Below are 15,905 nucleotides of genomic sequence, written 5' to 3'. Positions count from 1 at the left end.
CAAAACTCAGCACAACCTTAGAAATAGCATCAGTTTTCATTTCCTTCGTCCGTTTTTGTCCCCTCGGGTACTAAATTTAAAGTATCGACAACTGGTTTTGCGTTCATCACTTTGACCTTACTGCGGAGTCTTTTATATTCTTGATATCCATTCATAAGATGTTGGTACAACATTCCCGCCACTTTTTTAGAACCTCGCATGTTAAAATGCGTATAATCCTTGTTGGCCATCACGGGCTCTTCATCCGCCCATTTGATCATGGAGCCATCGCCTCCCATCAAAGTATACAGATTAACATAACCCGATTGGGTTTTTAATGCATAATTACGTTGCGCATGGGTTAAGGGTACTACGGCCGAATCGGTTTTCATTTCGGTCTTATATTTCGTGGCTTTATCGGCTGTAGAAATAATCAATATTGAAGCGCCGGGAAATCCTTCACGCAGACGGTTTACGGTTTTGGTCATGCTTCGAGCGTACCAATTATAATCTTTGGTTCCATAATTTAGCACATTCGTCCCGTAATGAAGGACAATCAAATTGTAATTTAATTTTTTATGAAAAGCCTGCATCAAAGCGGGATCAAATTTTGATATTGGAATTCCTGAATTACCTCTTTGGGAAAAATTATCAACATGAACCCCTTTACCATTGTCAAAATTAAATCCATAGATGGGTACCGATTTGGCATTGGTAAAACTCAAGCGTAAGCTTTTCAGACTTCCTTTTTTTAATACAATCGTATTGAGTCGATTGACAGCCGCTAAGGTTTTATGAATCGTATCCTTATCAATAGCATATTGTACTTGACCAAATAAATGATCAGAACTACCATAGAATAAAGTAGGATTATGTAACATATTCGTGTTCTTGGAGCGGCCAGCGGTATATTTAACCCAAGTTTCTTCCGAAGGATGATTGGCAAAAAACACTTGGCCGTTGACACCAAAAGGACGAATTGGATTTTTTACATTCAAATACGATTGTTTCTTCCAATTGTTGGAAAACTCATGCAATACTGAACTTCTTGAGGCTGCCGATTCTGAACTGATCGATACAAAACCCACACCTTGCCCGCCAAAAGTATTTTGAAACGAGGAGCGAATGTCTTGCACAATCATATCGCCATCGGTCATAGAATCGCCAAAATACGCAATACGAACTTTGGCTTCTGGATTCTTTTCAACTTGGTACAATTGTTCAAAAAATGGAATCAAAAACTGATAACCTTTATAATTCTCTACGGTTTCTTCGGGAAAGGTAACGCCTAATACTTCTTCAAAAACAACCTTTTGATCCGACATGGTATCATTAGGCGTAGCCTCAGCTAGCTCAGGTTCGGACTCAAAAGCATCAATCAGCATACTATCAATAAGTACACTTTTGGTAGGCGATTTTGAAGCATCAAATATCCTTTTGGGCAACACTTCTTTAATGCCTAAAAAAAAGATAGCGGCTAATAAAAGGATACAAAAGGATCTAAAAAAATATGATTTTGGTGTTTTCACAAGTTTTGAATTGAAAAAGAATAAACTTATTAGTGTGACAATTTACATGCGTTCTGGAACATTAATTCCTAATAAACGGAAAGCTGCCGCAATCGTATCGGCTACTTTTTTGGACAATTGTACTCTAAAGGTTTTCTTTACAAGGTCTGCTTCACCTAAAATAGAAACGGCTTGGTAGAACGAATTGTACTCTCTAACCAACTCATACGTATAATTGGCAATCAACGCCGGACTATGATTTTGAGCCGCATTCTGAATCACTTCTGGGAACAATTCTAATTGTTTGATCAATTCTTTTTCTTTTTCATTCAATTCGTTTAGAGCACTTGGCGCAGAAAAATCAAAAGCCGCTTTACGAATAATCGACTGGATTCTGGCATAAGTATATTGAATGAAAGGCCCTGTATTTCCAGCAAAATCTACAGATTCTTCTGGGTTAAACAAAATGCGCTTTTTAGGGTCAACTTTTAGAATGTAATATTTCAAGGCTCCTAATCCAATGGTGCTATATAAAGCAGCCTTTTCTTCGGCTGAATATTCGTCTAATTTACCCAAATCTTCTGCAATTTTTTGAGCGGTATCCGTCATTTCTTGCATCAAGTCATCGGCATCTACAACAGTTCCCTCACGACTTTTCATTTTTCCTGAAGGCAAATCTACCATTCCGTACGAAAGGTGGTACAAGCTAGATGCCCAATCAAAACCTAGTTTTTTTAATATCAAAAACAATACTTTGAAGTGGTAATCTTGTTCGTTTCCTACTGTGTACACCATTCCTCCTACATCAGACATGTCTTTTACACGCTGAATGGCGGTTCCAATATCTTGCGTCATATAAACCGCTGTCCCATCTGAACGCAAAACAATCTTACGGTCCAAACCTTCATCAGTCAAGTCAATCCAAACCGAACCATCAGGATCTCTTTCGAAAATACCTTTATCTAATCCTACTTGCACGACATCTTTTCCTAGCAAATAGGTATTACTTTCGTAATAATAACTATCAAAATCAACTCCCAAGTTTTTGTAAGTAGTCGCAAAACCATCATATACCCATTGGTTCATTGTGCTCCAAAGTGCTTTCACCGCAGCATCACCCGCTTCCCATTTCAACAGCATTTCTTGGGCTTCCAAAAGAATAGGCGCTTGTTTTTTAGCTTCTTCTTCGGTTTTACCTTCGGCCATTAATTGGTTGATTTCTTCTTTGTACGCCTTATCAAAAGCTACGTAATAATTCCCCACCAATTTATCTCCTTTCAAGCCTGTGCTTTCTGGAGTGGCTCCGTTTCCGAATTTTTGCCAAGCCAACATCGACTTGCAAATATGGATTCCTCTGTCGTTGATGATTTGTGTTTTGTATACTTTTTTTCCAGAAGCTTTGATAATTTCCGCCACTGAATACCCCAAAAGATTGTTTCTAACATGTCCTAAATGCAAAGGTTTATTAGTGTTAGGCGAAGAATATTCTACCATTACCGCTTTAGCATCTGGATTTGGCGTTACAAAACCATAACGAGTATCGTCTTTGATTCCGTTGAAGAAATTCAAATAGTAGGCATCGGCAATGACAATGTTCAAAAAACCAGATACCACGTTAAAACGAGCCACTTCGGCTACATTTTCTACCAAATAATTTCCAATTTTGTTTCCTAACTCTACCGGACTACTTTTGATTACTTTCAATAAGGGAAAAATAACCAAGGTAATGTCTCCTTCGAATTCTTTTCGAGTCGCTTGAAATTCAACTTTATCAAGAGAAACGTCAAATAAGGTTTGAACGGCTTTATGAATAGACGGGGTAAGAATATTTTGTAATGACATGTAAACTGTGTTTTAAAAGTGGGCAAAGATACTGCTTATTTAGCAATTAGAAAACCGCTTATTTTATGAATATGTTCGATTTTTCCTAATACTATTCAAAAAAATAACAGTGCTTTCTGTTTTTTTTGAAATGGAATCAAAAAAAGATTTTACAGTGCTCTTTTCCAGCAATAAATCTCTGACTTAAAATCAATTAAAAGTAAATATTGTTTAGCCAAAATGTACCTAAAAAGCCTAAAAAAAGGGTACAATCGTCTTTCAAAGTAAACATTTCTTAATTTTTCTTGTAACATATCGCAAGCTTTAGCGTCTAAATAAATCATCAATCAAAATCAATCAATCATGAAAATCAAACTAATCACTTTTCTACTACTAAGCGTAGTTGGAATAGGAACGGCACAAAATTCTGGAAAAATCACCGGAAAAATCACTGAAAAAATTTCAAACGCTCCGATATCTTATGCTATCGTTTCACTAAAAGACAACGGAAAAGTTGTCTCGGGCGCTAACACTGATGACAATGGCGAATTCACCATTAAGAATTTGGCTTTAAAAAGCTATACCATCGAAATTCAATACATCGGATTTAGAAAATACATCGGTTCATCCATTTTAAGTGAAAACAAAAAAGAAGCCACCTTCAAAGTTAGCTTAGAAGAGGAAGCAACGCAATTGAAAGGCGTAAACATTGTAAGCGAACGCTCTACTATTGAACAAAAAATCGACCGAAAAGTAATCACTGTCGGAAAAGATTTGACTACGGCAGGTGCTTCAGCTTCTGACATTATGAACAATATTCCCTCTGTAAATGTGGACCAAGACGGAAAATTATCGTTGCGCGGCAATGAAAATGTACGTGTCTTAATTGACGGTAGACCGACCAACATTGACCCAGCGCAATTGCTAAAACAAATTCCATCGACTTCTATCAAAAAAATAGAATTGATTACCAATCCGAGCGCCAAATACAATCCTGAAGGAATGTCGGGCATCATCAATATCATCTTGCACAAAAATGCCAATACTGGTTTTAACGGTAGCTTTAGCGGTGGAATAACCTTTGGTGAAACTGCCAAATACAACCAATCTTTGGATATGAATTATAAAGTTGGCAAAGTGAATTTCTTTGGTAACGGAGGACGCAACTTTGGTACTTATTTCAACGATGGAAAAATCGCGAGATTGGACCAAGATTTAGTGCAACGATTAGATATTGCAAATGAAAACGATTCGTATTTGTACAAAATAGGAATGGATTATTTAATCAACGACCACAATACCTTGTCCTTTTACACCAACCAAAACAAAGCGGATGGAACTGGAAATGTAAATACCAACATTGACTACAACAACGGTGGAACGATTGACAAAATTCTGCAAAAATCGACTTACGAAGGACCCAATCAAACAGGAACTTACAACTTGGCGTACAAACATATTTTCAAAAAAGAAGGCCACACGCTAGATGTAGAAGCCAACTTTAACGATTACAAAGAAACCCAAAGAGCAAGTTTTGATACCGAAACGACTACGACTAACAATACAAACAACACTGTTTTTTTCAAAGACAATATCAAAGACGCTCAAAAACTAAGCACGTTCAACATTGATTACGTTAATCCAATCGACGAAAAATCAACACTTGAAGCTGGTGCCGAAGCCAGAATCACTAGAACAGAGAACAATTACAGCACTGGAAATCCATTAGTAGCTCCAGCCGACCAACAATCGAATTACACGTACGATATTGATATTTATTCTGCCTATGCCACTTTTGGTCAAAAATTCAAAAAGATTAGTTACCAATTAGGGGCTCGTTTTGAAAGTTACAAAGTAGCTGCTAACCTAAACAGAGGAAAAACCACCTTTGATGACGATTACATTACTGTCTATCCTTCTGCTTATTTGACTTATAATTTGAATGAGAAAAATACGTTGCAATTCAGTTATAGCCGTCGTGTAGACCGTCCAGGTTTAGAGCAAACCAAACCTATCCGTGAATTTGCAACTCCTTTGGTGACTTCTTTTGGAAATCCAGAATTGCGTCCACAATTCACCAATTCGATTGAAGTGAATTATACCAAAGTGTTAGAAAAAGGAAGCATTACCGCAGGTGTATTCGTGAGAAGCATCAACGACCAAATCAGTCGTATCTTGTACCCTGATGAAAATGACCCAAGTGGACAAAGACAGATTTTGACTTACACCAACTTCGATAACAATACGGCTTCTGGATTTGAAGTGTCTGCCAATTATAAAATCACCAAATGGTGGGACATACAACCAGCTATTGATTTTTCGAGCATCAAACAACAAGGAGTAGTTTTTGCTTTTGACCCAGTAACCAACACCAGCAAACCTTTGGAAAGAAATGTAACTGTTTCAGCTTTCAACGGTCGATTGAATTCTAACTTCAAAGCCAACAAGCGCTTGAGCTTTTTACTTTTCGGATTCTACAGAGGAAGTGTGGATGGATTGCAAAATAACAGCAAAGAAATGTACAAAATTGACAGTGGTGCTCGCTATACTTTGCTAAACAACAAAATGAACATTAGTGTGCGTTTCAATGATATGTTCAACACTATGCGTTATGCTTTCGATGCTGAATATCCTTATCCACAAACTGGAGCATTTACTTGGGAAAGCCGAACGGTATACTTGGGTGTAACCTACAGTTTTGGTGGCGGAAAAAACAAAAGTTTACAACGCAAACAAAGAGACGACAATACGAATAAAGGAGGCGGAGGTATGTTTTAATCCTACTTCTATTTTATTTTTTTCTTGTAGAAAAAGAACCCCTAGAGACTGCCAACTCTAGGGGTTCTTTGTTTTAAATGAGAATTGAAAGTAAAGAAAATTATTCTTCACGCAACAACTCCACCAACTTAGTCAGTGTTTTTTGAAAAGCTAGAAGCTCCTCTTGGCTGACAGAAGCATTCGCAAAAGATTCCATAATTTTTTGCGGAATACAAACGGCTTGTTCTTTGAGTGCTTGTCCGCTTGCTGTTAAAGTAACCAAAACCGCTCGTTCATCTTTCGAAGAACGTGACCTAGTGAGCAATTCCTTTTGTTCCAGTCGTTTCAAAAGAGGCGTCAATGTATTGGATTCTAAAGCCAAACGAGTACCTATTTCAGTTACAGTTTGTGCGTCCGTTTCCCATAAAACTAGTAACACCAAATACTGCGGATACGTAATCCCCAGGTCTTCCAAAAAAGGAGTATACAGCTTTGTGGTCAAACGCGAAGCCGCATACAACGGAAAACAAAGTTGGTTCTCGAGATATAACGTGCTAAAATCTTTTTCCATTGTTACAGGATTTCTTGAAGGTATTTTTCGATGGCTTCAGGGGTTGTAATCGGTGCAAAACGTTGTACAGGACGTCCATTTTTATCGATGACAAATTTAGTGAAATTCCATTTTATGGTACTTCCAAAAATACCTCCTAAACTTGCTTTCAAATACACAAACAAAGGATGCGCTTGGCTTCCATTTACCTCAACTTTCGAAAACATTGGAAAACTAACACCATAATTGACTTGACAAAAGGTTTCAATTTCTGTCGCGCTTCCTTTTTCTTGCTTCCCGAATTGGTTGCAAGGAAATCCCAGAATCACCAAACCTTGACTCTCATATTTTTGATACAACTTTTCAAGACCTTCGTATTGAGGCGTTAACCCACATTGACTGGCGGTGTTGACAACGAGTACTGTTTTTCCTTTATAAGCGCTCATTGGAATGCGTTTGCCTTGGATGGATTCGGCTTCAAAATCATAAAAAGACTGTTGCGAAATAGCTTTTCTCTTTTTCAATAAATAAGCCAAAGCTCCAGTGGACCAAAGTGCCCAAAGCACTAAAACAGGTTGGAAAAACAAACGAATCAAACGCTTGTTATCGGTATTCAAACCAAAAGAATCGATGCCGTAATAGTATTGTGAAAGATTCCCCGGAAAAATCAAAACAAAGAATATCCCAAGCGTTATTCCAACGTATATTTTTTGGCTCACCCAAAAAATAAGTGCTAAGCCCAATGTCATTTCGACTATCCCTGAAGCCAACACCACAAAATCCATAAAACCAGGGTCTGTAGTAAGCCATTTGGGAACTTGTGCTAAAAATGCCGTTCTGTTAAATGTTAAGTGACTTACACCTGCGTAAGTCATAAATGCGCCCAAAAGAATGCGCATACTGTTTTGAAAGAATGTTGTTTTCATTATTTTATCTTTTACGATTAAATCGTGTGCGATGCAAATGTAAATCATTTTATTTATGATTTATAAAAAAAATCTAAAAAACTTGAATGAGAAACTTCAAATAGAAAAAAACTGCTCCTTATTTGATTAAAAAAAGCAACGAAATACAATCCGTTGCTTTTATGGTTTCGTCTGAAGCGTTATTTTGAATTCTATTCTTTAGCCCCTTTACGTTGTGTGGCATAATACACTGGAATTCCAGTAAGCATAATCAATACACCCCAACCACAAGTAGAGAATTTGGTAAACAATAAAGAAATACAAATGGCCGACGCGACAACAATGTACAAGCCTGGTAAAAAAGGATAACCAAATGCTTTATAGGGACGCTCAGCATTAGGCATTTTTTTACGTAAAATAAAAATTCCGTAAATGGTCAAAATATAAAAAATCAAGACAATGATGATCACAAAATCTAATAAATCACCATATTTACCCGTCAAGCACAAAGCCGAAGCCCAAATACATTGTGCCCAAAGTGCCCATTCTGGTACGCTATTTTTATTAAGTTGTGCTGCTTTTTTGAAAAACAAACCATCTTTAGCCATAGTATAATACACTCGTGATCCTGCCATGATCAGCCCGTTGTTACAGGCAAAAGTCGAAATCATGATCATCACCGCAATTATCACCGTGCCATAATCGCCAAAAGTATATTGTGAAGCAACTACTGCTACCCTATCAGATTTGGCAGTGGCTATTTCTTGGAACGGAATTACCGCCAAAAACATCAAATTCGTTAGTACATAAATTATAGTAACTGTGAAAGTGCCCAAAAACAAACTCAACCCAACATTACGTTTAGGATTTTTCAATTCGGCCGCAATAAACGTAACACCATTCCAAGCATCACTAGAGAACAGAGAACCAACCATCGCCATGGAAATTCCGCTCAATAAAGCCGCGCCAGTTATGGATTTCCATTCTCCGCTTGCAACGTCAAAAGACTTGGTGTTCCAAGTATCAGCCCAGTTTTGATTCCAAATGTCTGCCTTCGCGGCAAGCAAAAACCCGAAGATAATCAAGCCGAAAAGCGATAGAATTTTAATAATGGTCATTACTGTTTGCAACGTTTTACTGTCCTTTACCCCGCGGCTATTGAGATACGTTAAGAAAATAATGGTAATAATAGAAACAATTTGAGCAGCGTTGAGTTGAAAAGCTCCCAATTCGAATAGCAAATTTTCATCACTTAAAGAAGGTATTAAATACGCAGCAAATTTTGAAAAACCCACACCCACGGCAGCAATCGTACCGGTTTGAATGACTGCAAAAAAACTCCAACCGTAAAGAAACGCAATCAATTTGTTGTAGGCCTCTTTTAGGTATACGTATTGTCCGCCTGCATTGGGCATCATGGCACTCAATTCACCATAGCTCACGGCGGCAATCATGGTAATTAATCCAGAAATGAGCCATATTAAAATTAGCCAAGCCGATGATCCCACTTGTCGAGCAATATCGGCACTCACTATAAATATTCCTGAACCGATCATGGAACCAACTACGAGCATGGTGCCATCTAAAAGTCCGAGTTCACGTTTAAAATCTTGGGGATTGTTGTCTTGCATGGGTTATTTTTTTTTGATTTTAGTTGGCTAAAGATATACTTTTTTGTTAAAATTTGAACTTCATAAAAAAAGAAAAGAACATAATTTACAACTCATCTAATGGATTGGAAACTGAAAAATTATGCTTGTACAACGAAAGAAAATGCAAATACTGATTTTTAAAAAACTACCTCAACACGTGCTCGTAGAGAAGAAAAACAACTGTTTTTTTTCAGTATTTTTGACTATGTTTACAAAAGGGTACTATGATGACTTTTAGCCCCGGGAGGAGCGGCATCCTTTGCTTTTTTTCTAAAGAAAAAGCAAAGATATAGCGGATCACGGGACTTTGATGGCTAAAAAGCCTCTTGTTACTGCTCCTAAAAATTAGCAAACTTAAAAAAGGAACTATTATCAATACTATTTTCCTCCCATGAAAAAACTTCTCCTGTCCCTATTCTTTTTGGTTTTTGCCGTTTCTGCTGCTACTGCACAAACGCAGTTAGAGATGAACGAAAAAGCTTCACTAGACTATAAAAAAGCCGATGCGGAACTCAACAAAGTCTATAAAAAGTTGGTTTCGCTTTTGGACAAAAATGAAAAAGTGTTACTCATTCAAGCGCAAAAAGACTGGATAAAATACAGAGACTCCCATTGTAAATATGAAGCCGACCCTTATACGGGTGGAAGCATAAAACCTTTAATTTTGTTAACTTGTTTGGAGGAAATCACCAAAGAAAGAACCAAGCATTTGAAAGAAAGTCTCAAAAATATAAACCAATAAATTATGGAAAACGTAGCCTCTTATTTAGCGAAATTTCCCGAAGCGAGTCAGAAAAGAATACAGCAAATTAGAGCGCTCATTTTGGAAAAAGCACCCGAGGCAAAAGAGAGTATCAGCTACGGAATGCCCGCCTACAAAACCAATGGAAAGCCGTTGATTTACTTTGCGGCTTTCAAAAATCACATTGGCTTGTATGCCACGCCTTCTAGTCATTCGCATTTCGCTGAAGCACTTTCGCCTTACAAACAAGGCAAAGGCTCCGTCCAATTTCCGAATGAACAACCGCTTCCACTTGATTTAATAGCAGAAATTATAGCTTTCAGGGTAGAAGAAAACAAGAAATAACCTTTTCAAAGCAACAAGTATAGTATGAAATATTCCTTTTTAGTCCTTTTTTTTATCCTTCATTTTTCTGTTCAAGGGCAAACAATTTTAAAACAAAGTGCGCCTTTGACGATTGGCGAAGTCAAAACTATTTCTTCTTCGATTTTAAAAGAAGAGCGAACGTTAAATATCTATTTGCCACAAAATTATGATGCGACCAAAGCCTATCCTGTAATTTATCTTCTTGATGGAAGTAGGAATGAAGATTTACTGCATATTACAGGATTGGTTCAGTTTTTTAACCTTCAATTTAAAATGCCTGATTATATTCTTGTGGGCATTGCCAATATTGACCGCAAAAAAGATTTTACTTTTTATACCGATAAAAAAGAATTTCAAAAAGAATTTCCCACTACGGGACATTCGGCAGAATTTATCAATTTTATTGAAAAAGAGTTACAGCCCTTTATCCAATCCCAATACAAAACCAACGGAACCAACTACTTAATTGGTCAAAGTTTGGGCGGACTTTTAGCCACTGAAATCGTCCTAAAACGTCCCAATTTATTCTCGCATTACTTAATTGTGAGTCCAAGTTTGTGGTGGGATGACGAAAGTTTACTAACTCAAGCACCAGAATTACTATCAAAATCAAGTATTCAATCAAAATACATTTACATAGCGGTTGGAAAAAAAGAACATCCTGTGATGCAAAAAGATGCCGAAACATTATTTACTATTTTGCAAAAAGCGCAACTAAAAGTCACCAAAATAGATTTCAAGAGTATGCCAAACGACAATCACGCTACTATTTTGCATCAAAGTATCTATGAAGCTTTTCTTTTGTTGTTTCCGTTTAAAGAATAAAAAAACCTCACTTCGCTATGGCAGCAGCAAAATGAGGTTATTACAACAAACTACAAGTAACAAATTAAACTATTAAAACAAATTCTTCTATTTTTTTAAGCAATCGCGCAAAGCGAAATCGAGATTTTTAAATTGAAAGCGGAAGCCTAAATCGAGTAATTTATCATTAGAAACCCGACGTCCCGTGAGCAACAAAAGTGCCATTTCTCCTAAGGCTAACTGCAACACAAAAGCAGGAACTTTGGGCAACCAAACGGAATATCCATAAATATGAGCTAAGGTTTTGGAGAAAAGCGTATTGGTTGTGCTGTCTTCTATTGCCGCATTGTAGGCGCCTTGCATTGCTTCATTTTCTATTGCTTCTAGATAAATGGCACACAAATCCTGAATATGAATCCAAGGCATATATTGATTCCCCGAACCCAATGCCGAACCGAATCCGTATCGAAAAACAGGTGCCATTTTTTGTAAAAAGCCAGCACTTTCTCCCAAAACCAAACCTGTTCTTACTTTGACCGTTCGGATACCAAGTGGCGCAATTGCATCTACAGCTTTTTCCCATTCTAGACATACCTTACCCAAAAAATCGTGCGCAGCTGGTGAAGTTTCAGTACAAATTCCTTCGCCATTCAACGCGCCGTAAATTCCGATTCCAGATGCAGAAATAAAAGCTTTAACATTATTCTTGTTTGACTTTAAAACCGATGCCAATAAAGCAGTAGATTGTACTCTACTATCTAAAATCGCTTTTTTGCGTTCTACTGTCCAACGTTTCTCTGCAATAGATTCTCCAGCAAGATGAATAATATAATCGGCATCCAAAACGGCTTTTTCTTCAATACAACCTGTTGCAATATCCCAAGTATAATAGGAAACTGTTGAAGTATTTTTTTTAGGAGTCCGAGTCAATACGTTTATTGCAAACCCTCTTTCGGTCAATATTTTTATCAAATAACGACCAATAAAGCCTGTACCACCTGTTATTAAAACTGTCTTTTTCATCTTATTTTTTGTGTTATCAAAATAACTTATGCAAACATAGGTTAAAATTTTGTTTAACATTATTAATAATAAGTTAAACAATAGTATCTTTATACTCTAAATTAAATCAAACAACAATGGCAACTAAAAAAAATGAACTAACAAAAGAGAAAATTATCTCCTTATATATGAACTATGTATTGGAGCACAATGCTAAACCCAAATCCATTTATCAGTTTACCAAAGAAAATGGTTTTAGTGAAGCACAACTTTATGCCTACTTTGGTACTCTTGACGCTATAGAAAAAGAAATTTTTATTCAATTCTTTGACAAAACCATCGAATTGTTAGATAAAAATCCTTCTTACACTGAGTATGACATGAGAGGCAAATTACTAAGTTTCTATTTCACTTTCTTTGAACTACTTACCGCTAACCGAAGTTATGTTTTATATGCCTTGCAACAGCATAAAAATCAGTTAAAAAATGTAATGATTTTGGCTGATGTTCGTAAAAAATTCAAAAAATATATAAGTGAAATTACCACAGATGATTTTCGTATTCAAATAGAGCGTTTTCAAGAATACCAAGAAAAAGCAACAACCGAGTCATTATGGATTCAGTTTTTACTCACCTTAAAGTTTTGGATGGACGATAGTTCTGCTGGATTTGAAAAAACAGACATCTATATCGAAAAATCTGTGAAAGCTGCCTTTGAATTAATGAACATCACTCCTATAGAAAGTTTAATCGATTTTGGCAAATTTATTTTCAAAGAAAAAATACAAAAACAAGACTAAAAATGCGTGACTCTCTGCTTGTTGTAACCAACAACAGCTCACAAACCCTTTATTACAGTAAAAAAAATATAAATGAAAACTATAGACTATATTCCTACTTCAAAGATTGAAAGAGCGACCAAATTGGTGCAAACGGGTGCAAAAGTAGGCGTGAATTACCTAAAATATTACGGCGAAAAAATAGTCAACTCAGACTTAACAAGAGATAAACTCAACGAAGACAATGCCGAAGATATTTATGATGGACTAAAAAGCTTGAAAGGAAGTGCGCTGAAAGTAGCACAAATGCTGAGTATGGATAAAAATTTTCTACCGCAAGCTTATGTAGAAAAATTTTCATTGTCGCAGTTTTCTGTTCCGCCGCTTTCGGCTCCTTTGGTACTCAAAACCTTCAAATCGAATTTTGGCAAAACCCCTTATGAAATTTTTGACGAATTCAATGCCGAATCGGTAAACGCAGCAAGTATTGGTCAAGTGCATTTGGCCAAGAAAAACGGAAAAAAATTGGCGGTAAAGATTCAATATCCAGGCGTAGCCAATAGCATTTCTTCGGATTTGGCTTTGGTAAAACCAATGGCGATTCGAATGTTTAATCTACAAGGCAAAGATTCTGATAAATACTTTAAAGAAGTAGAAGACAAATTGATTGAAGAAACCAATTATACGCTTGAACTAAAACAGAGTCAAGAAGTCGTCGCTGCTTGCCAAAAGATAGACAACTTGGTTTTTCCTGCTTACTATCCTGAATTTTCATCCGAAAAAATTCTGACAATGGATTGGATGACAGGCAAACATTTATCTGAGTTCACTGCTGAAAATACCAATCAAGGAACGGCTAACAAAGTGGGACAAGCGCTTTGGGATTTTTATATGTACCAAATTCACGTCTTACGAAAAGTGCACGCCGACCCACATCCTGGTAACTTTTTGGTAGATAACAACCAGCAATTGGTCGCATTGGATTTTGGCTGTATGAAAAGCATTCCGAATGACTTTTATGTGCCTTACTTTGAGTTAATCAACAAAGAAATCATTGACAACAAACAGCTTTTTAATGCGAAATTATTTGAACTTGAGATTTTAAGAAAAGAAGATACTCCTGAGGAAATTGCGTATTTCACCAGTATGTTTTATGACTTGCTGTCCCTATTCACTTTGCCGTTTCAAAATACACATTTCGATTTTTCGGATGAAGTCTTCTTTAACAATATTGCGCAATTGGGCGAGCGATTTGCCAAAGACACCAACCTACGCAAGATGAATGGTAATCGCGGTTCCAAGCATTTTATTTATATGAATAGAACCTTCTTTGGCTTGTATAATTTGATGTTTGACCTCAGGGCTTCCATTGCCGTAAATCAATACCAAAACTATTTATAAATAGCATTTAGGTTTCAGGTGTAGGCAACGACCCTCGAGACAGAAAATTCAATGTCGCCTTGCAAGCCCAAAACTATGACAAGCAGTCGAAATTTCAACAACGCTGGTTTCAACAACAACTTTTTTAAAAGATGAATTCAAATAAAAAACATATCAATATCGTTTGGTTCAAAAGAGACCTTCGTTTGCAGGACAACGAGGCTATCCATAATGCAATCCAATCTGGTCAGCCTACACTTTTACTGTATGTTTTTGAAAAATCATTACAAAACGATACGCACTACAGCGCAAGACATTGGAATTTTATAAAGCAATCTATCGTAGCCCTCAACGCAGAACTGCAACCGTATCAAACAAAAGTATTAGCTGTAAATGGCGAAGTCATTAGCACCATTAATAGCATACTCGAACTATACACCATCAAAAATGTCTACTCGCATCAAGAAACCGGAATAAGAATTACGCACGATAGAGACAAAGCTTTTAAAAGATTTTGCAAAAACAACCAAATTAATTGGGTCGAAAACATCAATAATGGCATTTTTAGAGGGTTAAAAAACCGAAGCAATTGGGTGGTACAATGGGAAAAATATATGAATGAGCCGCAATTTGCATTCTTGCCAAATGACAATAGCTTTTTAGAATTGACCCAAATTGAACAGCTAGAACGCTTGTTAGAAAAGACAAATTTGGTCACAATTCCCGATGCTATTTTTCAAAAAGGAGGTACAGAAATGGGACAGAAATATTTAGACTCCTTCTTCAAAAACCGTTATTTCAATTACAGCAATCATATTTCGAAACCTTTACTGGCGAGAAAAAGTTGCAGCAGAATCTCACCTTATATTGCTTGGGGAAATTTATCTACCCGAGAAGTACTGCAGCGAGCCGCTACTTTTCGATTGATTTGTACCAATAAAAAGCAAATTGATTCTTTTGTATCCCGACTCACTTGGCAAGCCCATTTCATTCAAAAATTTGAAATGGAAGAAATTATGGAGTTTGAAAGCATCAACAAAGGCTATCACGATTTAAAAAAGAAAATCAATACACAATATATCAAAGCTTGGAAAGAAGGTAATACGGGTGTTCCATTAGTTGATGCTTGTATGCGATGCTTGAACGAAACGGGCTACCTCAACTTTAGAATGCGGGCACTTTTGGTGTCGTTTTTCACACATAACCTATGGCAACCTTGGCAAGAAGCCACACAACATTTATCGCAAATGTTTTTGGATTTTGAACCAGGCATTCACTACCCGCAATTGCAAATGCAAGCAGGTGAAACGGGTGTCAACTTATTACGAATTTACAACCCGATAAAAAATAGTTTGGAACACGACCCACAAGGAGAATTTATCAAACAATGGGTACCCGAGTTACGAAATTTGCCATTGCCTTTCGTTCATCAACCTAGTAAAATGACTTTTTTGGACCAAAAATTCAACAACTTCGAGCTAGGAAAAGACTATCCAAAACCGATTGTCAATATTGACAGAACTAGAAAATTTGCTTCGGATTATTTATGGAAAATGAAGAAAAATCCATTGGTTAAAGAAGAAAGTAATCGGATTTTAAAATTACATACCCTAGCCGATATTGGCGATAGCGATTAAAAATACTATTCATAAAATAAACA

13 protein-coding genes are annotated in these 15,905 nt (G+C 36.7%); 7 read left to right on the top strand and 6 right to left on the bottom strand.

Annotated elements, in window-relative coordinates; all coding sequences use genetic code 11:
• Positions 1-29: 29 nt before the first annotated feature.
• Together AO58_RS0108370 and argS are read right to left on the bottom strand one after the other, a co-directional pair.
• The gene (locus tag AO58_RS0108370) at positions 30-1,508 is read right to left on the bottom strand and encodes an SGNH/GDSL hydrolase family protein (RefSeq protein ID WP_024981281.1); all 1,479 of its coding nucleotides are present in this window, start codon (positions 1,506-1,508) and stop codon (positions 30-32) included.
• A gap of 42 nt (positions 1,509-1,550) precedes the next feature.
• On the bottom strand, positions 1,551-3,329 hold the full coding sequence (argS, locus tag AO58_RS0108365; protein ID WP_024981280.1) for an arginine--tRNA ligase: 1,779 nt from the start codon (positions 3,327-3,329) through the stop codon (positions 1,551-1,553).
• Positions 3,330-3,671: 342 nt separating this feature from the next.
• On the opposite strand from argS, the gene AO58_RS0108360 reads away from it, so the two are divergent.
• A complete protein-coding gene (locus AO58_RS0108360; protein ID WP_024981279.1) occupies positions 3,672-6,086 on the top strand; it encodes a TonB-dependent receptor in 2,415 nt (804 codons plus the stop codon).
• 100 nt (positions 6,087-6,186) lie between these two features.
• Here AO58_RS0108360 and AO58_RS0108355 read toward each other — a convergent pair whose 3' ends face one another.
• The 3 genes from AO58_RS0108355 to AO58_RS0108345 form a co-directional block, all read right to left on the bottom strand.
• Positions 6,187-6,636, bottom strand: a complete 450-nt coding sequence (locus tag AO58_RS0108355; RefSeq protein WP_024981278.1) for a MarR family winged helix-turn-helix transcriptional regulator — start codon at positions 6,634-6,636, stop codon at positions 6,187-6,189.
• 2 nt (positions 6,637-6,638) lie between these two features.
• Positions 6,639-7,541 carry a DoxX-related protein gene (locus AO58_RS18445; protein ID WP_503089844.1) on the bottom strand — a complete coding sequence of 301 codons (903 nt, stop codon included), beginning with the start codon at positions 7,539-7,541 and terminating at the stop codon, positions 6,639-6,641.
• A gap of 191 nt (positions 7,542-7,732) precedes the next feature.
• Positions 7,733-9,151, bottom strand: coding sequence for an APC family permease (locus AO58_RS0108345; protein WP_024981276.1), 1,419 nt, complete (start codon positions 9,149-9,151; stop codon positions 7,733-7,735).
• 412 nt (positions 9,152-9,563) lie between these two features.
• Between AO58_RS0108345 and AO58_RS18175 the strand changes: the two genes are divergently transcribed.
• From AO58_RS18175 to AO58_RS0108330, 3 genes are read left to right on the top strand one after another with little or no spacing between them, the layout of a single operon-like run.
• Positions 9,564-9,914, top strand: a complete 351-nt coding sequence (locus tag AO58_RS18175) for a lysozyme inhibitor LprI family protein (protein ID WP_024981275.1) — start codon at positions 9,564-9,566, stop codon at positions 9,912-9,914.
• 3 nt (positions 9,915-9,917) lie between these two features.
• Complete coding sequence (locus tag AO58_RS18170) at positions 9,918-10,259, top strand: iron chaperone (protein ID WP_024981274.1); 342 nt, start codon at positions 9,918-9,920, stop codon at positions 10,257-10,259.
• 24 nt (positions 10,260-10,283) lie between these two features.
• Positions 10,284-11,105, top strand: coding sequence for an alpha/beta hydrolase (locus AO58_RS0108330; RefSeq protein ID WP_024981273.1), 822 nt, complete (start codon positions 10,284-10,286; stop codon positions 11,103-11,105).
• Positions 11,106-11,192: 87 nt separating this feature from the next.
• Here AO58_RS0108330 and AO58_RS0108325 read toward each other — a convergent pair whose 3' ends face one another.
• On the bottom strand, positions 11,193-12,107 hold the full coding sequence (locus tag AO58_RS0108325) for a TIGR01777 family oxidoreductase (RefSeq protein ID WP_024981272.1): 915 nt from the start codon (positions 12,105-12,107) through the stop codon (positions 11,193-11,195).
• A gap of 116 nt (positions 12,108-12,223) precedes the next feature.
• On the opposite strand from AO58_RS0108325, the gene AO58_RS0108320 reads away from it, so the two are divergent.
• From AO58_RS0108320 to AO58_RS0108310, 3 genes are all read left to right on the top strand, one after another.
• Complete coding sequence (locus AO58_RS0108320) at positions 12,224-12,886, top strand: TetR/AcrR family transcriptional regulator (protein ID WP_024981271.1); 663 nt, start codon at positions 12,224-12,226, stop codon at positions 12,884-12,886.
• 72 nt (positions 12,887-12,958) lie between these two features.
• Positions 12,959-14,266, top strand: a complete 1,308-nt coding sequence (locus AO58_RS0108315; RefSeq protein ID WP_024981270.1) for an ABC1 kinase family protein — start codon at positions 12,959-12,961, stop codon at positions 14,264-14,266.
• A 131-nt stretch (positions 14,267-14,397) separates the two neighbouring features.
• A complete protein-coding gene (locus AO58_RS0108310; protein ID WP_024981269.1) occupies positions 14,398-15,882 on the top strand; it encodes a cryptochrome/deoxyribodipyrimidine photo-lyase family protein in 1,485 nt (494 codons plus the stop codon).
• Positions 15,883-15,905: the final 23 nt, after the last annotated feature.

This window comes from Flavobacterium succinicans LMG 10402 (assembly GCF_000611675.1).
GTDB lineage: Bacteria > Bacteroidota > Bacteroidia > Flavobacteriales > Flavobacteriaceae > Flavobacterium > Flavobacterium succinicans.
Note: the sequence above shows the minus strand (reverse complement) of the source record. Positions and strands in the feature narration are given on the sequence as shown.